Raw genomic sequence first — 22,121 nt, 5'->3', positions numbered from 1 at the left:
TCTTTGAAACTGCAGTCGAATGACCTTCGAGTGCTTCAACCCATGGTAACCGCGAGGCATTCCCCGCACACTGTGTGCCGCCGGGCTGGGAGAAGGCTCTGGGCGCCGATCAGCGACCGGGGAGAAAGCGACGGACCAGCGCGCGGCCGGCCGTGAGCTCGGGGGCACGCATGATGGCGAGGATCGCGATGTAGACGATCACGACGGCGAGGCCGACCATCGCGGTCGCGAGGGTGGCGGGGATGACGCCGGAGGTGGCCCAACCCGTGGTGCCGCCGAGAAGCTGGAACGTTCCCCATCCGGCGGATCCTGCCGGGATCGCGGCGATCGTGAAGCGACCGATGGCCGTGATCCACGAACGAATCCTCAGGCCGCCGATTTTCTTGTGCAGCAGCCAGGTGGCGACGATCGTCTGCAGGATGCTCGCGATCGACTGGCCGAGGGCGATCGCCGCGGCGAGAGAGGTGAGAGGGATGATCCCGGCTTCGCGCAGACCGAGCGCGGCGAGGGCGGTGACCACGATGAGGACGCACTGGAAGATCGTGAACCAGAACGGGGTCTTCGTGTCGTCGTAGGCGTAGAAGGTGCGCTGCACGATGAAGAGGATCGTGAGAGGAATGAGCCCGACGAGGTAGGCGAGCAGCACCATTGCGGCGGCTTGGGCGTCTTCGGCGGACTCGGTGAACACCCGAGACGCCGGGATGGCCGCGGCGGCGACGGCCGCGGTGGCCGCGACGATGAAGAAGAGCAGCGTGCGGATGCTCTGCGCGATGTCGGCGCGGACGTCGTCGTCGCGACCGGCAGCCGCGTGCGCGCTGATCTGGGTGAAGTAGGGGGTTCCGATCGAGAGCACGATGACGGAATACGGGAGCATGAAGATCAGCCACGCGTTCGCGGTCACGGTGGCGGAGGCACCGAGACCGGCGACCTCACTGACGATGTAGCCCTGGAGAACTCCGGCAGACAGGCTCGCGAAAGCCATGAGGAAGGTCCAGCCGGCTAGGCGGCCGACGTTGCCGAGACCGACACCGCGCCAACGGAAGTCGGGCTTGAGAGCGAGGCCCGTGCGACGCCAGAAGATGAGCAGGACGACGGCCTGCAGTGCGATGCCCAGCGTGGCCGTGCCGCCCAGCAGGGTGATCATCTCCGGCGTCCAGTCGGTGGCCTTCGTGGAGACGGGACCGAACAGCGCGCCGAGCGCGAGGAAGCCGACGATCGAGACGATGTTGTTGACGACAGGCGCCCAGGTGAAGGGACCGAAGATCTTCCGCGCGTTGAGGGCTTCGCCCAGCATCGCGTAGAGACCGTAGAGGAGGATCTGAGGCAGGCACCAGTAGGCAAGTGCCGTGGCGAGGGCGAGGGTGGCCTCGGTCGCTCTACCGGCGACCAGGTGCACCAGCCACGGTGCCGCCGCCGTTGCGATTCCCGTCACCACGACCAGGACGACAGTGCCCAGGGTGAACAGCTTCGAGATGAAGGCATTGCCGCCGTCGGCATCCGCCGTCGCCTTGACGATCTGGGGGACGATGACCGCCGTGAGGATTCCGACGGAGATCAGAGAGAAGACGCTGTTGGGCAGCTGATTCGCGTAGGTGAACGCATCAGCCGCCTGCGACCCGAGAGAGCCGATCACCGCGACGAGCACGATGCTGCGCAGCAGACCGGTCAGGCGGGAGACGAGGGTGCCCGCGCCGATGATGGCGCTCGCGCGGCCGAGGCTACTCATTCTTGTCTTCGGTCGCGGTGGCATCCGGTCGTGTGTGCACGGCACCCTCTTCGAGCGTCTCGATTTCGGCTTCGACGGCGGCCTCTTCGGCTGCTTCGTGGCGCTTGCGGCGCACGGTGCGGATCACGCCGAGCGCGATCAGGACGACGGCGAGCCCTCCGAAGACGATCAGGCCGATGGTCTCCCACTCGGCACGGACGGCGACCCGGATCTCCTCCTGGCCTTGGATCTGCACGCCGGTGGGGCTGTACAGGCTGAGCCGCAGGTCGACTTCGCCACTGCCGACGCGTGCCGACACGGGAACCTTGACCCGCTTGGTGGAGTTGGCCTCGACCACCGTCTCCGTCATCGGTGTGACCTCGAGACGAGGGTCGGTCGGCGAGACGAAGAGCTGAACCGTCACCGGCCACGGAAGGTCGTTGCGCACGGCGATGGGCAGGTCGGCGTTGGCGGTCAGCAGCTGGATGGTGCTGGACGGCGGCGTGCTCACGGCGCTCAGCGTCTGCGTGGTGCGCTTCTGGTGCTTCTCGACGTTCTTGGCGAAGGCGCTCGCCGGTGTCCCGACGGCCAGCGTGCGCAGGATGCGGATGCGCTCGGGGCTCAGCAGGACCTGCGGATCACTGAGCATCGATGAGAAGGCGGTGAGTGCTGCTTCGTCGGTGAGGAGATCCGTCACCGCCGTTGCCCGTGCCGGGTCGGCTTGGGCTGTGACGGAGGCGGGGATCGCCGGAGTCGCACGCAGCGCCGACAGCTCGAATCCGATCGAGTCGGCGGAGGAGATCGCATCGCGCAGCGCATCGGCGTCACGGTTCTCATCACGGTCGAGACCGATCAGCAGCGGAGCACCGGCCACGCGATCCGCTGCCAGCAGGAGCAGGGCGGATGCCTCGGCGAGCAGACGCTGGCGATCCACCTGATCGGACTCGGCCGCAACCTCCGACAGGGACTCGGACAGAGCGGTGTCCGTGACCAGCAGGTCGTTTCCGCCGGCAGTGGCGTGCGCCGCGCTCTGTCCGCCGACGGCGGCGGAGGAGACGATCGTGGTCGTGCCCTCACCGAGATACCTCGTGAAAGCGGCCAGGTCATCCTCGCTGAGCTCGTCGTCCGGCCACAGGATCTGAGCGAGCGCGCCGTCGATCGCGGTGAGTTCCTCGTCGTCGGGCAGCTGTGGTGTTCCGGTCGGGCCGGGCGTCGGCTCGGGTGTCGTGGTCGGGGTGCCGGTCGGCGCAGGCGTGGCCGGGGTCTGCGAGAAGTTCGCCGCGTCGAGGAACGGGGCCAGCGTCGTCGGCTGCAGGAGTTCGGGCAGACCCGCTTGCGACTGGGCCGCGGCATCAGCATCCCCGAACTGCAACGCGAACCGCGCATTGGGCAGGGCATCGAGGCGACGCAGCCAGTCCTGGGCGCTCTCGGGTGCCGCGGAACCGAGAGCGCGGATGGCCGCGACGATGGCGGGATCGATCGCGAGGACCGCGGTGGTGCCCGCCACGCCGTCGAGCTGGGCGGTGAGAGCGCCCTCGGGGCCGGTGAGGGCAGCGAGCTCTTCCGAACTGAGCAGTGCACCGCCCTCGGGGGTCGCCGTGATGGGGACGAGCACCCCGACCTGAGCGGTCTGAGAGTCGGCGACGACCAGCACGCTGGTGGCGGTGGTCGCCGCTGCGTCATCGTCGTCGGTGTTCTGCGTCTTCGCGCCGGTGAGCTCCGCCCGCAGCGGGTAGACGCCCGGAGCGAGGGCCCCGAGGGTCTCGGCCGGCACGAAGACCGTGGTCATGGCCGACTCTCCGGCATCGAGGGCTGCCGTCGTGTCGGAGCCGATGGCGTCGAACTCGCCCGGGGCCGTGCCGTCGTCGAGCCAGCTCGCGACAGAGGCCTCATCCGTCAGCGGCGTCCTGCTGAGCTCCACCTGCACCTGACCGCCGGAGAGCTTCGACTCGGTGTCGTTCTGCACCGTGAGCATCGCCGTGGTCGCGGAGCCGGGGGCGACGAGGCCGCGCAGGCCCGCAGAGATGTGGAAGCCCACCCGTGCATCGTCGTCCGCACCCGATGCCCCGGCTGCACTGGCCGCGCTCGGTACGACGACCGCGCAGGCGCCCAGCACGATCGCGAGAACAGCGGTCCTGCTTGCGAGCCTTCGAAGGCGCGCACGGAGGCCGTGCTCGGGGGTGATCGCGGTCATGGAGGTCTTCCTCGAACGCCCGGAGACGGGCTGATCGTGAGTACTGACCTCCCGATTCTAGGAGGCGCAGGGAAAGAGAACCCTGAAGACGCGTAGAGTGACGGCCGTGTCCGACACCCCCGCACCGCTCCCAGACCCCCTTCGCTGCGCCGCGCTCGCTGCCGATCTCGACGCCGCCGACCTCCGTTCCGAGCCGCTTCGTCGTCTGTGGGGGGAGGAAGCGGACGACGCTCTCGCGCGCGGCATGCACGAGCCGATCCTGCGCGCCATCGCCGGCGACTCCGGCGTGCTGGCGACGCTCGGGCGGTTGCTCGTGCTCGGGAAGCCGCAGCCGCGGGCGGCCGTCGCCGCCGCGTTGCCGCACCTCGGAGTGGACGGGCTCGTAGCTCTCGGACTGGGCACGTCCGACGCCGAAACGGTGACCCCGACCGCGCTGCTGCGTCCGCAGTCTTTCGTCGATGCGGATGGTGTCGGGGAGTGGTGGATCGCCAGCGACCTGGACGAGGTGGCGCTCGATGGCCCTCTTCCTGCCGACCATGTGCTCGGGGTCGGGGGAGCGTCGCGCACGCTCGCCGAGACGATCGTTCCCATCCAGGTCGATCGGGCTCTCGATCTGGGCACCGGCTGCGGTATCCAGGCGCTCCTCGTCGCCCGTCGCGCCGGCACGGTGATCGCGACCGATATCTCGGAGCGCGCCCTGGCCTTCGCGGAACTCAACGCCCGCCTCAACGGGGTGGTCAACATCGAGTTCCGGCACGGCAGCATGTTCGAGCCCGTCGCGGGAGAGGCCTTCGACCTGATCGTCTCCAACCCGCCGTTCGTCATCACGCCGCGGGTGGAGGGGGTCCCGGCCTACGAGTACCGAGACGGCGGACTGGTGGGCGATGCGTTGGTCGAGCAGTTCGTGCGGAGCGCGCCTGCGTACCTCACGCAGAACGGCATCGCGCAGCTGCTCGGCAACTGGGAGTCCAGGTCCGGCATCACCGGCCTCGCCCGTCTCGAGGCCTGGGTGCCGAGCGAGCTCGACCTCTGGGTGATCGAACGCGAGGAGCTGACCCCGCTCGGGTATGCCGAGCTGTGGATCCGTGACGGGGGGACGACGCCGCGTGACCCGGCCTTCACGCCACTGCTGACCGCCTGGCTCGACGACTTCTCCGCCCGGGGCGTGACCTCGATCGGCTTCGGTTACGTGCTGATGCGCCGCGGGGCGCCGGAGCATCCACTTCGACGCACGGAGAGGATCGCCCAGCAGGTCTCGAACGTCGGGACCGCTCTGGGCACGGGCCTTGCCGCCCACGACGTGCTCGCCGAGGGCATTCCCTCGACCCTGGTGACGGCTGCGGACGTGACCGAGGCGCGGCACCTGCTGCCGGGCAACGACGACCCCAGCGTCATCGAGCTGCGACAGGGCGGTGGTTTCGCCCGCACGGTGAACGTCGATCCCGCGCTCGCCGGGTTCGTCGGCGCCTGCGACGGCGAACTCACCGTCGTGCAGATCGCTTCGGCGCTGGCCGACCTCTTCGAGGTGCCGTTGCCGGATCTGTGGGCCGAGCTCGAGCCCCGCATCCGCTCCCTGGTGCTCGACGGCATTCTGGTGCCGGGGGAATAGTCCCCAGATCTATGCGTTGGAATGGATCATGAAGGCTTTCGGATTCCTCTCCTTCGGGCACTACGCGGATGTGCCCGGCTCAGCGACCCGCACGGCGGGCGACATGCTGAAGCAGACCATCGAGATCGCCGAGGGCGCCGACGAGATCGGTGTGAACGGCGCCTACGTGCGCGTGCACCACTGGGCGCGTCAGGCCGCCTCGCCGATGCCGCTGCTGGCGGCCATGGCGGCGCGCACGAAGCGCATCGAGGTCGGCACGGGCGTGATCGACATGCGCTACGAGAACCCGTTCCAGTTCGCGGAGGAGGCGGCCGCTCTCGACCTGATCTCCGACGGTCGCATCGCGCTCGGCGTGAGCCGTGGTTCACCCGAGACGGCTCTGCGCGGATACGAGACGTTCGGCTACGTCGATGAGGAGGACACCGAGCGCGGAAGCGTCATCGCGCGGGAGAAGTTCGACCTGTTCCTGCGTGCGATCGACGGGGAGGGAATCGCCCCCGGCGACCCGCGCATGGTGGGGGCTGGTCGCTATCTCGCGATCGAGCCGCAGTCGCCGACACTCCGCGATCACATCTGGTGGGGATCGGGTTCGCGCCCGACCGCGATCGAGACGGGTCGCAAGGGCCTCAACATGATGAGCTCGACCCTCGTCACCGAGGCCACGGGGCAGCCGTTCCACGAACTGCAGCGTGAGCAGATCGACCTCTTCCGGTCCGCATACAAGGAGGCCGGGCACACCGGCACCCCGCGGGTCTCGGTCAGCCGCAGTGTGTTCCCGCTGGTCTCCGACATGGACCGCGCCTACTTCGGCCTTCGGAGCGAGGAGAACGCCGATCAGATCGGCATCATCGACGGGTTCCGCTCCACGTTCGGCAAGACCTATGCGGCCGAGCCCGACGTGCTGATCGAGCAGCTTCGACAGGACGAGGCGGTGATGGCCGCGGACACCCTGATGCTGACGATCCCGAACCAGCTCGGACCGGAGTACAACCTGCACGTGCTGGAGGCGTTCGCGAAGCATGTGGCCCCGGCGCTGGGCTGGAAGCCGAACACCGAAGGGCCGGTCCAGGGCGATCCGGTCTGATCACGACCCACCTCCTTGACACGGCGTCGTGGAACCCTGACGCTGGGTGACGGCGCGTCGATGGACGCACCGTCACCCCGCGCAGCTCCGGAGGCAGCGATGACCCGTGTTCGCGTCGATCTCAACATCTCGCTCGATGGCTTCGCCACGACGACCGATCAGACTCCGGAGAACCCCTTCGGGGAGGACTGGGGAAGACTGACCGCTGCGTACACGGCCACCCGCACCTTCCACGAACGCGTCTTCCTCGACACCAGTGGCGCCGGCACCACCGGTGTCGATGAGAAGTACGCCGCGCACTACTTCGAGAACATCGGCGCCGAGATCATGGGCGCCGGGATGTTCGGGCTCCACGCGAACCCCGACGACCCCGACTGGCGTGGGTGGTGGGGAGAGGAGCCGCCGTTCCACGCTCCGGTGTTCGTGCTGACCCACACACCGCGACCGTCGATCGAGTTCGCCAACGGCACGAGCTTCCACTTCCTCTCGGCCGCGCCGGACGAGGCGCTGCGCACGGCGGTGGCTGCTGCGGATGGACGCGACGTGCGCGTCGGAGGTGGGCCGACCACGGTGCGCGAGTATCTGCGTGCCGGTCTCGTCGACGAGCTGCACGTCGGCATCACCCCCATCCTCATCGGGAGCGGGATCCGTCTGTGGGACGACCTGCGCGGGTTCGAGTCCGGCTATCGCGTCAGCTCGGAGGTCGCGGAGTCGGGTGTGACGCACATCACGTTCTCCCGCGAGGGCTGACTCTCGCGGGAGGATCGGATCTGGGAGGCTGGACCTGTGCGCATCCGACCGTTCCAGCCTGAAGACACCGACGCCGTCGTCGCTCTGTGGGCGGACGCAGGGCTCACACGACCGTGGAACGATCCTCGGAAGGACATCGCGCGGAAGCTGACGGTGCAGCCCGAGCTCTTCGTCGTGGCGGAGGACGAGACCGGGCGCATCCTCGGCGCGGTCATGGCGGGCTACGACGGGCATCGCGGGTGGATGAACTACCTCGCCACGCAGCTCGACTCCCGTGGGCTCGGGGTGGGCAGGGAGCTCGTGACCCACGTCGAGACCCGTCTGCGCGACCTGGGCTGCCCGAAGGTGAATCTGCAGGTGCGTGCGGGCAACGCGCAGGTGGTCGACTTCTACCGGCGGCTCGGCTACGAGATCGATGACACGGTCGATCTGGGCAAGAGGCTCATCCCCGACCTGAAGTCGTGAGGCCGCCGCGCAAGAGATCGACCGATACCTGGCTGAGGTCGCGCGGGAGATCGACCCTCGGTGCCGAGTACAACACCATGCACCTGGTCGCCGGCGACGCCGATGAAGCCCGACCCATCTTCACGGATGGCCTGCGGCGTGAGTCTGGAAACCGCGGAGTCGAAGCTTGGGCGAGTGTCGGGCACTCGGTTGGAGCTAACCACCGGGAAACGTAGAACGCCGAGGACCCGTGAGGGCCCTCGGCGTTCTGCACGCTACGTCCGGCGACGGCGACCGGATCGTAGCAATCGTGCGATGCCGTGGCTGGCGGCAGCCGGAGCGTTCACCGAGCGCGACCCGGCATACCGTTCACTCCCCCCGCATGCTCGCGGCTTCAGTGCGCCGGTTCGCGGGGAAACTCTGGGAGTGAGGGTGGCATTCGGCTCTTTGCAGCGATTGCTCAGCGCATCCTGAGGTCGAGTAGTCCTCTAGCCACACTGGAGCTTGTAGTCACCTGAGCTATGCGGAGCCTCCGCAGCGATGACATCCTTCGCCCCGGAGGCTTTGAAGTACGACACAACGCGGAACGTGTGCTGCCCATTCCCATTGCATTTGTAAAGGACGCTCTTCTGCTCCATATTCCCGGTGCCAAAACTCTCGAAGGCCTCGGTTACAGCAACCCAAATCCACCCATTGTGCATGAAGACGATTGACCTGATGAACGTCTTTGTTACCGCTCCCCAACAACTAGAAATAGCTGGCTTCGCGCCAACCCCGCCGTGGGGAAGCCCTTTTGCGGAGGATCGTTTCCACATATTTCCCACGGCAAAAAGGCGTCAGCCGGAAGTGGCGTTCCTTTCTGGGTAGACGAGATATTCGTCCGGGACATTCTCCGAACTTGTCGCTGTGAGCGGCGGGAGATCGAGTTCATCGCTCCCCGAAGAGGCTGCGTAGGCCGGGCCACCGGCTGCCATCATCCCGAGGATCAGCGATCCCGTGGTAAGAAGACCGACCTTACGGTCGTGGAGTTGAAATTGCTTCAAGATAGTCGCCGAATGAAGCGCGTTGCGCACTTATGGCGTCTATTGTGAGTAGAGAGACGCATTTTTTCCTGTGGCCCGGTAGGGCACCGTAACAGGGGTAAGCAGAACGGAGAGGCCGCTGTCAGCTGCGTATCTCTCCTGGAATTCGTACGCGTCATCTTCAGCGTCGAACACGCCGATGAAACCAGGAGTATTTTCCAAGTACACGATCCACACCACCATAGATGGAACGTAGCACTTGCGGCTCGATCATCGGGAGATCTGGTTTTCAATGCTCCTGATGATCCCCCTGGCCTATCACCGTTGTGGCCCCGCCTGACAATGCCCTCAAGAACTTCCTCGTCATGACCTCCTCTCATTGAAGAACCGGAAGCCTCAGTGTCTCCGACCCGTTAGCTCCGTGTCTGTAGGGTGTCTGGCCGACAGACAAAGCCCTGGCGACCGACTGAGATTTCCGCCGCTCCGTCCAGCGATCGAGCTCGTCACCGCGAAGACCGTCAACATAACGCGTGCGGTGCGCGAGCCGGCGGAAGGGAGCGGTTCCCGTTATCGAATACGGTTCGGCAGCTGCGACTGGTCTGCCAGGTCGCCGCCCTCATCGATCGAAGCGGGGGTGACGGTGTCGCTGCCACCTGGTTCCAGGGAATGAAACCTCAGCTCAGAGACCTCTCCCCGGTCCCAGTGCTGAATGAAGAGCGCACAGACGATGCCCGGCTTCGGGTGCTCCGCGTCGCCCTGGGTTTCGTCGGCGCGTGCTGGGATCCTTGGAGCTGGTCGACGCGGTCTGCATGCCCGTATGGCGGGTCGGCTGCGCCCCAGAGATCCGTGGGCATGGATCGATCGAGACTACGCCTGCAACCCACGCTGGGATGATCCCTTCGTGTCGTTCCGCACACCTACACGGCCGATTCACTGTGGGCTCGCGATTTGAAACGTCGAGACCGTTTTCGGTCGCCGATGAGGTCGGACATGTTGCGGTAGAGCGATGCGGATGAGTTTCCGCCCGTGCACCCTTGGAGCGCGGGTCAGCTGCCCGTCGGCGGGCCGAACAGCTCCTCGCCGTGCTCGTGCAGGAGCTTGTAGGCGTCGGCGAAGGTCTCCGGCTCCGGTTCGCCGGGCTTGCCGTATCGCGCCAGGAGCAGACCCAGCAGGCCGCGCGCGGGCGGCGTGAGCGGCTTCAGCTGGTCTTTCTCCCCGGGCTGCGGTGCGGAGTCCTCGGGATTCGGCGGCGTGTAGGCCGGGGTGGTGACCGGCCAGTCGGACGGATGCCGCGGCTTGTCGAGGTTCACGACGTTCAGCAGCGTGTTCGCGGACTGATCGCGGTCGTTGAGCGGCTCGAGACCGTGCAGGCGCGACAGGGTGGCGGTGACCGAGCCGTGGTGCATCTCGTCGTGGATGATGCTGCCGCGCTTCGTGTAGGCCGACACGGCGATCGCCGGCACCCGGCATCCGAGTCGATCGAACGTGAAACCCATCTCGCCCGGTCCGGTCTCGGCTGTGGGCTTGGTCACGGCAGGGGGCGGCACATGGTCGTAGCAGCCACCGTGCTCGTCGAACGTGATCAGCAGCAAGGTGTTGACGGCGTTGGAACCCTTCGGGGAGGAGCTCGTGCGCACCGCCTCGTAGATGTCGTGGATGAGGCGGTCGCCGGCCCGCACATCTGAGATGGCGCTGTCGAACACGGCCTCGCCGTCGACCTCGCTCTCTCGGGGCGATCCGAACGGAGGGTGGAAGTCGTTGTGGTCATAGACCATCCGCGGCTCGATGAAGGCGTACGCGGGGAGCTTCCCGGCCTTCGCCTCGGCGTAGAAGTCCTCCATCGTGCCGAAGTGCTCGGTGCGCCAGTACTTCTCCAGCACGGCCGCATGCAGCATCCCGGTGAACGAGACGAGCTGGAGCTTGTCGATGTAGATCTTCCAGCTCACCTTCTTGTCTTCGAGCCGGTTGAACACCGTGGGCGCTGCCGGCGCATCCAGCCACTTGCGGTAGCCGCCGCCCGCCTGATTGGTCACGAACCCGTGAGAGGTGGAGGCGTGGAAGAACGAGCGGTTGCAGAAGGTCTGGGAGGGGACGCCGGCGTACCAGTGGTCGAACACCGCGAACTCCGCAGCGAGCGTCGACAGCACCGGCAGCATCTCGGGGGAGAAGGAGCCCATGATGTGCGCGGCCTCTTCGGGCTTCGGGGCGACGCCTTTGCGCAGACGCCGGAAGTTGATGATGTAGTCCTCGAGGAACCCCGACATCGTGGCCTTCTCGCCGTGCGTCGGGGCGTTGAAGGGCGCGGTCATCTCGTCGACGAAGAGGTCGGCGTTCGTCGGAGGGTCGACCGTGCCGAAGATCTGGGTATTGACGTGCGGATACTCCTCGCCCGGATCCGGATCGGGGAGGCTCATGATGCGGTCGGTGTCGCCCTCGTACACATGGGCGTCGACGACCGTGCCGTCGGAGGCGGTGTTGCTGTAGGAGCCGAAGGCGAGGCCCTCGAACTTGTCGCCCTGCGGCAGGCTCTCCTTCGAGTACAGATATCCGAGGAGGTTGTCGAACGAGCGGTTCTCGCCCATCACGACGACGAGGTGGTCGAAGCCCGGTTCGCTGCGCGGGGTGAGGGCGGCGAACTGATCGGGTTCGGCCGCGAATCCGTCACGCGCGTTGCCGGCGATCGATGCTCCGATGGCCGCACCCCCGGCTCCACCGATCACGGCGCCGGCGAGGGCGGCCCCGCCCACCTTGAAGAAGCCTCGGCGGGAGGAATCGCGGGGAGCGTCGGGGGAGGAGGGTACTTCTTCGGCCATGCCGCGATCCTATGACCGACTGCTCCTCGTCGGAGGACGACCTCCGACGAGGAGCGGATCCGGCCCTCAGGCGGCGGCGATCCAGAGCACGGCACCCTCACGCCAGCCGAGACCGGCCGTGCCCTCGGGGATCGGCTCCTCGTGCCGCGGACGCACGACGCGCATCCGCTTGCCCGCGAGTTCGACGATGTAGACGATGTCCGCTCCACGGTAGACGTGCGTGACGACCTCGACGCTCACCGGGGCGTCGGGGCCGACGACGGGGGAGAGGCGCAGGTCTTCCTGACGGAGCACCACTTCTCCTGCGCCATCGGGTCCTGCGCCGGTCATCGGCACTGAGATCGCGGTGCCGTCGAGCGTGGCGACCGCACCGGAGCGGGTGGCCGGGAGCAGGTTGGCGGCGCCGATGAAGTCGGCGGCGAACGGGGTGCGCGGCGCGCCGTAGAGCTCGGCCGGTGCGCCCTCCTGCTCGATCACACCGCCGTCCATCAGGACGATGCGGTCGGAGAGGCTCATCGCCTCCTCCTGGTCGTGGGTGACGAACACGGTGGTCAGGCCGAGCGTGCGGTGCAGCTCCTTCAGCTCGACCTGCATGTCCTCCCGCAGGCGGGCGTCGAGGTTCGACAGCGGTTCGTCGAGCAGGAGCACACGGGGCTCGAACGCGATCGCACGGGCCAGCGCGACGCGCTGCTGCTGCCCGCCCGACAGCTGTGCCGGCATCCGATCGGCCAGATGGCCCATCTGCACCCGCTCGAGCGCGCGGACGGCGAGTTCCTTCTGCTCCGACTTGGATTTCTCGCCCGACATGCGCAGACCGAAGCGCACGTTCTCGACCACGCTCATGTGCGGGAAGAGTGCGTAGCTCTGGAACATCATGCCGAGATGGCGCTTCTCGGGCGGAAGGTTGGTGACATCCTCTCCCGCGATCTCGATGGTGCCGCCGCTGGGCGACTCAAGCCCGGCGATGCAGCGCAGGAGCGTGGTCTTGCCGCAGCCCGAGGGGCCGAGCAGCGAGACGAACTCCCCGGACTGCATCGAGAGGTCGATGCCCTTGAGCACCGAGGTCCCCTTGAAGTCCTTGGTGAGAGCAGTGATGGTGAGTGTTGTCATCAGACGAACAACCTTCCCAGGCCGATGATGCGTTCGAGGACGATCATGAGGACGACGGTGAGCAGGACCATGAGAGTCGAGACCGCCGCCACGGTGGGCGACGTGCTGAACTCCAGCTGGCCGTAGATGGCGATGGGGAGCGTCTCGAGCTGCGGGGTGCGCAGGAAGAGGGCGATGACCGCATCGTCGAACGAGATGTTGAAGGCGAAGAACGCTCCGGCCGCGATGCCGGGGCGGGCGATCGGGAGCACCACCAGGCGGTAGCGGTTCCAGGCGCTGGCGCCGAGGGTGCGCGCGGCCTCCTCGGTGAAGTGGTCGGCCCTGGTCATGACGCCCGTGACGGTGCGCATCACGTACGGGATCGCGATCACCACGTGGATCGCGATCAGGACGCCGACGTTCGGCGCCCCGATCGTGAGGGACGAGATCGACAGCGCACCGATGGCGAGGATGATCGTGGGGATCGTCAGCGGTGACATCAGCAGCCCCTGGATGGCGGCACCGCCCGGAACCTTGAACCGGGTGAGCGCGAGCGCGGCCGCGGTGCCGATGGATGCGGCGACGATCGCGACCGTGATGCCCACCAGCAGGCTCAGACGGAACGGCTCGAGGTAGGTGTCGGAGGTGAGCGCCTCGACGTACCAGTCGAGCGTGAAGCCCTGACCGGGGAATGTCAGGAAGCGGTTCTCGCCCACCGATGCACCGGCGACGACCATGAGCGGCACGAGCATGTAGAGCGTCACGACGACGCCGAGGATGATGGCGAGGACCCTGCCGAGGATCGGAACGGAACGGACCATGGTCACACCTTCTGCTTCCCGAGTCGGGACGTGGCTGCGAGCACGAGCATGACCCCGGCGAACAGCAGCACGGCCTGTGCGGCCGCGAACGACCAGTCGAGGTTGGTGGTCGCGTCGATGTAGATGGTCTGGGCGAACACCGGGATCTGCGCCCCGCCGATGAAGCGCGGCGTGATGAACGAGCTGACCGACAGGACGAAGACGAGCGAGGCGCCGGCGACGATGCCGGGGATCGCGAGGGGGAGGACGACGTGCCACAGCGTGCGCCAGAATCCGGCGCCGAGCGTGCGTGCGGCCTCTTCGAGCTGCGGCCGGATGCCCGACACGACGCCGAGGATGCTCAGCACCGCGAAAGGCAGGAGCACCTGCACCATCGCGATCACGACACCGGTCTCGGTGCCGAGGAAGCCCTGTGTGCCGCCGACGAGGAGCTCGGCTCCGGGGATCTTCATCAGCAGACCCGACGGGCCCATCAGCACCACCCAGCCGAAGGTGCGGACCACGACGCTGGTCATGAGGGGGAGGATCACGACGATCAGCAGGAAGGAGCGCACCTTCGAGCCGGCGCGGGCCATGACGTAGGACAGCGGGATCGCGATGATCAGCGTGATCACCGTCTGGATCACCCCCAGGCGGAGCGAGCGCAGCGCCGCCTGGAGGTGATATTCACTCGTGAACAACCGGGTGAAGTTGTCGAGGGTGAACCCGCCTGCCGACGATTGCACGCTCATGAGGAGCATGCCAGCCACCGGGGTGATGAAGGCGAGCGCGAGCAGCACGATCGCCGGCAGGAGCAGGAGCCAGGGCTCCCTACGGGTTCGCACACTCATTTGGTGATCAGCGCATTCCACTCATCGGTCCAGGCCGGTCGCGAGGCCGCGACATCGCCCGGAGCGTAGACGACGACCGTCTCGAGCTCGTCACCGGTCAGCACGGCGTCCGCAGCCTCGTCGGAGAGCTCGGTCTTGGTGTTGACCGGCGAGTACCGCATGCTCTCCGCGAAGACGGCCTGCGCTTCGGGGCGCAGTTCGAAATCGATGAAGAGCTTCGCGAGGTCGGGGTTGTCCCGGCCCTCGACCACGTTCGCCGTGATGAGAGAGGCGGTGACGCCTTCTTCCGGGACGATGAACTCTACCGGAAGGCCCGCGTCCTGCAGCGTGCCGGCGTAGTCCATCGCGTACGGTGCGAGCCAGGTGTCGCGCTGGGCGAAGGCGGTCTGCAGATCGGGCGAGGTCGGGACGACGATCGCGTCACCCGAGGAGGCGAGGGCACCGAGGTCGGTGATCGCCTGCGACGGGTCGTCGATGCCCCCACCGAGCGCGTCGGCGACACGGAGCATCGAGAGCACGCCGTACGTGTTCGAGAAGTCCGTGAGCGCGACATGGCCCGCGTAGGCCTCGTCGAACAGGTCGAGCCAGGAGGTGGGCGCCGGAGCGTCCGCCTCGGTGTTGTAGACCAGCCCGATCGGGGCGAGCTGGATGACCGGACCTTCACCGCGCTCGAGCCCGGCGGTCGCCAGGTCGATCAGGTCGCCGGACTCGGACAGCTCGTCGGCCGCGATCGGCGCGATGAGACCGTCCGCGGCGGCGGTGAACTCCTGCCCTCCGGAGAAGTGCACGACATCGATCTGCGGGCTCGCCTTCTGGGCGGTGACCTGCGCGAGGGCGTCGGCGCTGTAGAGCGTGATCAGCTCGACCTTGGCGCCGGTCTCCTCCTCGAAGGGATCGACGACGGCCTCGATGAAGGCCTTCTCCCAGTCGCCGCCGAACGAGGTGACGACGATGGTCTCGCCGGCGAACTCCTTGTCGCCGGACGAAGCGCTGTCATCACCGGCAGCACAGCCGGCGAGGACGAGGGCGCCGGTGGCGACGAGCGCACCGGTGGTGAGGATTCTTCGGGTATTCATGCACTGCTCCTTCGGGATGGGTCCAGCACTGAGTAGACGCCTAGACCAGGCGTCCGATGGTGAGCTGCTTCGCTCCGTCGATGCGGATCGCCGCGCTCTCCTTGGCGAACTCCGCGAGTCCTTCGGTGATGCCGCCCCAGATGTTGACGGGTGTCCATCCGAGCGGGCCGAGAGTACGGGCACCACGATCGTAGAAGACCCCGATCTCGTACCACTCGAACGGCAGGCCGCCCATCTGCATAGGGCGCTGCCAGTACCACTGCAGATCACCCGGCGCCGGCACGACCTGCTGGTTCTCGAACGGCACCTTCTCGGGGTCGAAGTTCTGCGCCTCTTCGGGGAGGCCGACCATGACCTCGGGGCCGGCGTACATCGCGTGCATCGCCTGCATGGTGACCGGCTTCTCCAGCGCACCCCACATGGCCTCGCAGGTGCGAGGGGCGAGGTCCTCGAACAGGGTGGCGACGGCGCGGACGCCGTTCTCGTACTCGAGGAAGACCTGCTTGGTCATCGTGTTCCTTTCTCCGCAGCGGGGTGTTCCGCTGCTCGTTCACGGGCGGCCGAGACGAACGCCGCGAACAGCGGCATCTCCTCTGCGGCCTCATCGGGGGCGATCATCTTCTCGGGGTGCCACTGCACCGCCCAGAAGGGCCAGTCGTCGTCGGCCTCGACGGCTTCGACGATGCCGTCCGGTGCCCACGCGACCGCGTGGAGGCCGGGGGCGGGGACGTCGATCGACTGGTGGTGGATGGTGTTCACGATCCGCTGCCTGGTGCCGTAGAGCGCGGCGAGACGGCTGCCCTCGCTGAGGACGATCGGATGCCGAGCCGAGAGCTGCTGGTCGGCCCCGCGGACGGGTTCGTGGTGCTCGGTGGACGGGATGTCGACGACGAGGGATCCGCCGAAGGCGATGTTGCTCACCTGGAGTCCGCGGCAGATCGCGAGTACGGGGATCCCCCGGCGGCGCGCACCGAGGGCGAGCGCGATCTCGAACCCGTCGCGGGACGGGTCATAGCTCTTCCCCTCCTGCGCCTGGGCGCCGTAGCGCGACGGGTGCACGTCCTCTCCGCCGGAGAGGACCAGCCCGTCGAGACGGTCGAGCACGTCGTCGACCCCTGCCGTCGGGGGCAGCAGCACGACCGCGCCGCCGGCTGCCTCGATGGGGGCGGCATACTCCGTGCCCAGGCTGTGCGCCGGGCGACCGCTGCCCAGGTCGGTGTCGATGAAACGACGCCAGGTGGTGATGCCGATGAGCGGTCGGGTCATGAGAGCTCGATCCAGGTGGTCTTCAGATCGGTGAACTTCTCGAGCGCGTGCAGGCTCTTGTCCCGGCCGAAGCCCGAGCCCTTGACCCCGCCGAAGGGGATCGTCATATCGCCCTCTTCGAAGCAGTTGACCCATACGACACCCGCGCGCAGGCGGCGTGAGAGCGTGTGCACGGCGTTGAGGTCGGTGCTCCACAGGGCGGCAGCGAGGCCGAACTCCGTGCCGTTGGCGATCGCAAGTGCGTCCTCGACATCGTCGTAGGCGATGACCGAGAGCACGGGTCCGAAGACCTCGCGCTGCGCGACCTCGTGCTGAGGCGTGACGCCGAGCACGACGGGCGCGAAGTAGCTGCCGCCGTCGACGGCGTGGAATCGCTCGGCGCTGCCGGCCGCGAGTTCGCCGCCCTCGGCCTGGGCACGCTCGACGAAGCCGGTGATGCCCGCGAGCTGTCTCTCGCTGACGATCGCGCCCATCGAGGTGGAGACCTCGAACGGGTCTGCAGGCAGGCTGGTGCGTGCGACGTCGGCGGCGATCTCCAGCGCGCGGTCGCGCTGGGCGCGCGGGACGAGAAGGCGGGAGGATGCCGTGCACATCTGGCCCTGGTTGTAGAAGCAGCCGTCGGCGGTGGCCCGCACGGCGCGCTCCAGGTCGGCATCCGGCAGCACCAGACTCGCGGTCTTGCCGCCGAGCTCCGGCCAGACGCGCTTGCCGTTGGAGGCGGCCGAGTAGCCCAGGAACTTGCGGCCCACTTCGGGCGAACCCGTGAAGGTGACGACGTCGACGTCGTGGTGCTCGCCCAGAGCGCGGCCGGCGACCTGTCCGGTGCCCGGCGTGACGTTGAGGACGCCGGCGGGGATTCCGGCCTCGTGTGCGAGCTCGGCCAGACGGAGCGCGGAGAAGGTGGTGTGCTCGGCGGGCTTGAGTACGACGCTGTTGCCGACGGCGAGGGCGGGGGCGAGCTTCCAGGCGGTCATGGTCAGCGGGAAGTTCCACGGCACGACGGCCGCGACCACGCCTGCCGGCTCCCGCGTGACGAGGGCCAGGCTGCCCGGGGCCGTGACCGGGATCTCGTCGAGGACCTTGTCTGCGGCCTCGCCGTACCAGCGGAAGCAGTTCACGACGGCGCGGAGCTCTGTCTGGAGCGCCTCGCGGACGGGCTTGCCCATCTCGAGCGAGATGGTGAGCGCGAGTTCTTCGGCGTTGTCGTGGATCCTCTGGGCGAAGGCGATCAGCAACTGCCCGCGTTCACGAGGGGCGATCCGCGACCACACGCCGGAGTCGAAGGCTGCGCGGGCGGAGCGGACGGCGCGATCGACATCGCCCACCGAGGCGGCGCTGATCTTCGGGAGCGCACGTCCGTCTCGCGGAGCCACCGGAGTCAGGGGCTCGGCCGAGCCCTCCTCCCACGCGCCGCCGATGAACATGCGCGTGTGCAGGGGCAGGGTCGCCGCGCGATCCGCCCAGTCGTCTCCAGTAGCCGTGAACACGTTCGTCCTCTCCAGGGGTGATGGCCCTGGAGAGGATACTTGCTCTATTTCGCCACTAGGTCAAGCTGTTAAGAACGATCTCGCCATTTCGTTACATGCCAGTAACAGAATCAGACTACAAACGGATGGCTCCGGTGGGCATGTCATTCGCCAGCGCCTCCGGGGCCTCGTCCACGATCAGCGATCCGCGCAGCACCGGTGTGATGACCACCAGCGACTCCACGACCTCCAGGCCCTCGTGGCCTGCCACGGCCGGCCCGGTGAGGAATTCGTAGAACTCGTCGGCGTCCTTCACGAGCACGTTGGCGAGCAGCTGCGAGGTGCCGGTGGTCGCGGCGATGAACTTCACCTCGGGCGCCGCCGCCAGAGCGGTACCCACCTTCTCGAGGCGCGCCATCGGCACGCGGAGCCAGACGAGCGCCTCCAGTCCCAGGCCGAACAGGCTCGGTACGACCTCGGTGCGCGGATGCATCAGGCCACGGCGATTCAGGGACTCCATCCGCCGCCGGGTGGTCGTGACGTTCAGGCCGAGCGAACGTGCCAGCTGGGCGACCGGCATGCGCCCGTCCTTCAGCAGCAGCCGGATGAGTGCCTCTTCGTCTTCGCTCAGCGAATCGGCCGGGTCGACCTCGGAGCCGGACGACTCGTCGAGCAGGCGCGCCTGTTCGTCGGTGAGCACTCCCGCGCGCCAGTCATGCCCCGAGCGGAAGAACTTCAGCACCGTCGTGACGTTGATCGAGTCGATGCCCTCGAGCTCGGGGAAATCGGTGAAGAGCAGCTCTCGGATCGAGGCGTCGTCGTGGGGGAGCAGCATCCCGGCGATGTCGCTGCTGCCTTCGAGCACCGATACCGACGAGGCATCGGCTCGCCGCGCCAGGGTGCGCGCCACGTGCCACAGGGCGTGCGGCTCGGTGGTGATGCGGAAGAGCACGGCCCTGGCATGGAGAACGCGCGAAGGATCGACGTACGTGGAGACACGCACCAGACCTCGGTCGAGCAGCCGCTGGCCGCGACGGGCGACGGTACGCTCCGGCAGATCGACCACGCGGGCGATCTCCCCCCAGGACGCACGGCCGTTCACCTGCAGGGCCGCGGCGACGATCCGATCGGTCTCGTCGGCCATCACATCGTTCGCGGGCACTTGCTCTCCTTCACCGGGGACGGACTCGGTGGAAGGTTATCCCAGTACGGGGCCGACTCCCGGTGCGCGACTTCGCAGAGGGCGGCCGACACGCCGCCCGTGGTGCCGAAACGACGGCGTGTCATCGACGGCATCCGTCACGGTGCGCCGCGTCGGCCGGAGCGCGGCGAAGGGCGCCGTCGAGACCGAAGCCTCGACGGCGCCCTCGTGGACGGATGCCTCTGCTACTCGGCGTCCGCCTCCGCGTGCTGGCGACGGCGGCGCATCGCGAACAGGCCGAGACCCGCCGCGAGCAGGACCACCGCGGCGATCACGTACGGCGCGCTGTCGGCGCCGGTCGTGGCGAGGTCGCCGCCGGTCGACCCTCCGGTGTTCGTGCCCGGGGTTGTGTTGCCACCACCGGCTGCCGCGGTGACGGTGAGCGAGGTGGTGATCTCGGTGCCGTCGGCGCGGATCACAGCGAGCGTGTGCGCGCCGGCCGGGGTGTTCGCGGGGATCGTCAGCGTGCGCTGGAACGAGCCGTCCGTGCCGGCGGTCGCCGTGCCCAGCTGCACCGGGTCGGACCGCAGCTCGAACCGCAGCTGAGCGCCCTCCGCGAAGCCGCTTCCGGACACCGTGACGGTGCCACCGGCCTTCACGGATGCCGCGCCGAGCTCGACCTTCGCCGGGACCTCGGGCTCCGGAGGCGTGACGCCGTCTTCGGTGACCCACTTCTCACCGGCATCCGACTTGGTCACGGTGAACGTGTCGTAGACGGCGCCGAGGGGAAGGTCGGTCGTGGCGCCCGGCTGCTTCTCGGCGAGGTACGAGCGGTAGACCAGCTGGTTCTTCGACACGTCGATCACCTGATAGGTCGTGACGCCCTGGCCGCGCAGCACCTGGGTGGCGCCGTTGTTGGTCCAGACGTTCTTCTCGGGCGTCTCCAGGTCGTAGTGCTTCGCACCCGAGTTCGACACGACGTAGACCGGGCCGGTGGTGAGTCCCGGGGTCTCGGTCGCATCGGTGTTCACGTAGCCGCGGGCGTACGTGTGGTCGTGGCCCATGAGCACCAGGTCGATGTCGTTGCGCTGGAAGACCGGCAGCCACTCGGCGCGCAGCACCGGCTCGTCACGACCCTCGGATGCCGAGAACACCGGCTGGTGGAACGTGACGACATTCCACTTCGACGGGCTGTTCTGCAGCAGCAGGTCGAGCCAGGCGCCCTGGAAGCGGGTCCAGAGCACGCCGATCTGCGAGGAGGGGCACTCCGCGCCGGTGCAGGAGGGGAGGCCGGCGGGGGTGAGGAAGGTGGTGTCGCGGGTCGCGTTCAGCGTGATGAACCGCACGCCCTGGTAGTCGGTGTAGTACGCGGTCTCCGCGGCGAACGAGCTCCAGTGGTCGAAGAACGCGCGGTACTGCTGTGCGACCGCGGAGTCGCCCTTCGCGAGCTCGGCCAGCTCGCCCACCGAGCTCGTCGACGGGTTGTTGTGCGGGTACTCGAACGCGGCCTTCCATGCCGTCAGCAGCTTGTCGCCCGAGTACTCGTGGTTGCCGGGGGCGGCCATCACGTTGGTGCGGACGGCCGAGTCCTTCATGCCCTTGAACCAGTTGACCCATTCGTTCTCGTTGCTCGACGAGTTGATCAGGTCGCCTGCGTGCACCGAGCCGATGGAGCGAGGCGCCTTGGCCTCGGCCTGCTTCACGACGCTCGGCCACGTGGTGTCGAGGCCGATCTGCGCGTCGCCGTAGTAGATGAACTGGAAGTCCGTGGCCGCAGGATCGGCGGTGCGGAAGGTGAACCAGTCGCTCCAGCTGCCGGGGAGGCCGACACGGTAGCGGTACTCGGTCGCGGCGGTGAGTCCGGTCACGGTGGCCGAGAAGTGCTTGTTCGGGTTGCCGTTCACCACACCCGCGTCATAGGCGTCGATCGTGCGGGAATCGCCGCCGGCGGACGGAGCGATCTCGACCTGTCCGACCGTGTGCGAGGCGTCGCCGGCGAGCCAGGAGAACGACTGCGAGACGGCGGGCTGCTCGGTCGGTGTGAGGATCACCCGGGTAGGCGGCGCGACGACGGGGGTGCCGGGAGCGGATGCTTCGACGAGGGTCAGCGACGACATGTCGAAGAAGATGTCGGAGCTGGTCTCGCGGTCCTGGAACAGCGACACGGCGATGGTGTTCGTGCCGTCGTGCAGCAGGTCGCCTTCTGCGCTGAACGTGCTGGTGAGCGGGCTGCCGTTGCCGTCTCCGGCATACTCGACGTTCACGGTGTCGGTGATGCGTCCGTCGACGTAGCGGGCGACCTCGGTGCCGTTGATCCAGACGATGATCGCGTCGTCGTACGTGATGGTGCTCTGCAGAGCCGCGACCTGCTCGGCGACGCCGGCTTCCAGCTCGAACGTGGTGCGGAAGAAGTAGGTGGGAACGGTGGGGGCGGCCGCACCGTCGAGGTAGTGGTTCAGCAGCGTCTTCGGCGTCTGCGAGCCCACAGGCGCGAGCTTTCCGCCCTTGGCGCCGAACGAGCCCGCTGCCGACTTCCATGCACTGTCGTCGTAGGCGGGCAGGGTCCAATCGCGCAGAGCTGCGGGAGCGGGAGACGGGTCGGAGCCGTCGTCGAGGTAGTGCCAGGCCGTGTCGCCGGTGATCAGCGATCCCGTCGGCACCTCGGGGTCGGGAGCAGCGAGGGCCGCGGGGGCGACGACGGCGCCGCCGAGCAGGGCGAGCAGCGCGACGGAGGTCAGTCCGCGACGCCGCCACCGCACCGCAGGGGTGGGGGAGGTCATGTCAGTCCTTCAGGGTGGGGGTTTCCGTGCG

Annotated in this window: 16 protein-coding genes; 4 read left to right on the top strand and 12 right to left on the bottom strand. The window is 67.8% G+C overall.

The window, feature by feature from the left end; all coding sequences use genetic code 11:
* Positions 1-109 precede the first annotated feature (109 nt).
* Both murJ and ASD13_RS16130 read right to left on the bottom strand, forming a co-directional pair.
* Positions 110-1,726 carry a murein biosynthesis integral membrane protein MurJ gene (gene murJ, locus ASD13_RS16135; RefSeq protein ID WP_055871507.1) on the bottom strand — a complete coding sequence of 539 codons (1,617 nt, stop codon included), beginning with the start codon at positions 1,724-1,726 and terminating at the stop codon, positions 110-112.
* Entirely contained in the window at positions 1,719-3,899 is a 2,181-nt protein-coding gene (locus tag ASD13_RS16130; RefSeq protein WP_055871503.1) for a DUF6049 family protein, read from the bottom strand. Before ASD13_RS16130 ends, murJ begins: the two co-directional genes overlap by 8 nt.
* Positions 3,900-3,996: 97 nt before the next feature.
* Here ASD13_RS16130 and ASD13_RS16125 point away from each other — a divergent pair, with 97 nt between their 5' ends.
* The 4 genes from ASD13_RS16125 to ASD13_RS16110 all read left to right on the top strand — a co-directional run bounded on the left by ASD13_RS16125 (position 3,997) and on the right by ASD13_RS16110 (position 7,807).
* Positions 3,997-5,508: a DUF7059 domain-containing protein gene (locus ASD13_RS16125; RefSeq protein ID WP_157535663.1), complete on the top strand. Its 1,512-nt coding sequence runs from the start codon at positions 3,997-3,999 to the stop codon at positions 5,506-5,508.
* 28 nt (positions 5,509-5,536) lie between these two features.
* On the top strand, positions 5,537-6,592 hold the full coding sequence (locus tag ASD13_RS16120) for an LLM class flavin-dependent oxidoreductase (protein ID WP_055871500.1): 1,056 nt from the start codon (positions 5,537-5,539) through the stop codon (positions 6,590-6,592).
* A gap of 99 nt (positions 6,593-6,691) precedes the next feature.
* Entirely contained in the window at positions 6,692-7,342 is a 651-nt protein-coding gene (locus ASD13_RS16115; protein ID WP_055871497.1) for a dihydrofolate reductase family protein, read from the top strand.
* A gap of 36 nt (positions 7,343-7,378) precedes the next feature.
* Complete coding sequence (locus tag ASD13_RS16110) at positions 7,379-7,807, top strand: GNAT family acetyltransferase (RefSeq protein ID WP_055871494.1); 429 nt, start codon at positions 7,379-7,381, stop codon at positions 7,805-7,807.
* Between the two features lie 2,047 nt (positions 7,808-9,854).
* Here ASD13_RS16110 and ASD13_RS16105 read toward each other — a convergent pair.
* The 10 genes from ASD13_RS16105 to ASD13_RS16060 all read right to left on the bottom strand — a co-directional run bounded on the left by ASD13_RS16105 (position 9,855) and on the right by ASD13_RS16060 (position 22,090).
* Complete coding sequence (locus ASD13_RS16105) at positions 9,855-11,621, bottom strand: alkaline phosphatase family protein (protein WP_055871492.1); 1,767 nt, start codon at positions 11,619-11,621, stop codon at positions 9,855-9,857.
* 66 nt (positions 11,622-11,687) lie between these two features.
* Positions 11,688-12,731, bottom strand: a complete 1,044-nt coding sequence (locus tag ASD13_RS16100; RefSeq protein WP_055871489.1) for an ABC transporter ATP-binding protein — start codon at positions 12,729-12,731, stop codon at positions 11,688-11,690.
* Positions 12,731-13,531 carry an ABC transporter permease gene (locus ASD13_RS16095; protein ID WP_235562650.1) on the bottom strand — a complete coding sequence of 267 codons (801 nt, stop codon included), beginning with the start codon at positions 13,529-13,531 and terminating at the stop codon, positions 12,731-12,733. The genes ASD13_RS16100 and ASD13_RS16095 overlap by 1 nt, the downstream gene beginning before the upstream one ends.
* Positions 13,532-13,533: 2 nt before the next feature.
* The gene (locus ASD13_RS16090) at positions 13,534-14,361 is read right to left on the bottom strand and encodes an ABC transporter permease (RefSeq protein WP_055871484.1); all 828 of its coding nucleotides are present in this window, start codon (positions 14,359-14,361) and stop codon (positions 13,534-13,536) included.
* Entirely contained in the window at positions 14,358-15,437 is a 1,080-nt protein-coding gene (locus ASD13_RS16085; protein ID WP_055871482.1) for an extracellular solute-binding protein, read from the bottom strand. Before ASD13_RS16085 ends, ASD13_RS16090 begins: the two co-directional genes overlap by 4 nt.
* A 40-nt stretch (positions 15,438-15,477) precedes the next feature.
* A complete protein-coding gene (locus ASD13_RS16080) occupies positions 15,478-15,948 on the bottom strand; it encodes a DUF3830 family protein (protein ID WP_017829890.1) in 471 nt (156 codons plus the stop codon).
* Positions 15,945-16,703, bottom strand: coding sequence for a gamma-glutamyl-gamma-aminobutyrate hydrolase family protein (locus tag ASD13_RS16075; protein WP_055871479.1), 759 nt, complete (start codon positions 16,701-16,703; stop codon positions 15,945-15,947). The genes ASD13_RS16080 and ASD13_RS16075 overlap by 4 nt, the downstream gene beginning before the upstream one ends.
* Positions 16,700-18,190 (bottom strand): aldehyde dehydrogenase family protein, encoded by a 1,491-nt coding sequence (locus ASD13_RS16070; RefSeq protein ID WP_055871477.1) that lies wholly within the window; start codon positions 18,188-18,190, stop codon positions 16,700-16,702. The genes ASD13_RS16075 and ASD13_RS16070 overlap by 4 nt, the downstream gene beginning before the upstream one ends.
* Positions 18,191-18,305: 115 nt before the next feature.
* On the bottom strand, positions 18,306-19,331 hold the full coding sequence (locus ASD13_RS16065; protein ID WP_017829887.1) for an Lrp/AsnC family transcriptional regulator: 1,026 nt from the start codon (positions 19,329-19,331) through the stop codon (positions 18,306-18,308).
* A 224-nt stretch (positions 19,332-19,555) separates the two neighbouring features.
* The gene (locus tag ASD13_RS16060; protein ID WP_055871473.1) at positions 19,556-22,090 is read right to left on the bottom strand and encodes a purple acid phosphatase family protein; all 2,535 of its coding nucleotides are present in this window, start codon (positions 22,088-22,090) and stop codon (positions 19,556-19,558) included.
* Positions 22,091-22,121 lie beyond the last annotated feature (31 nt).

The organism is Microbacterium sp. Root1433D1 (assembly GCF_001426835.1).
Taxonomy (GTDB): Bacteria; Actinomycetota; Actinomycetes; order Actinomycetales; family Microbacteriaceae; genus Microbacterium; species Microbacterium maritypicum.
This window is presented reverse-complemented; position numbering and strand designations above follow the sequence as displayed.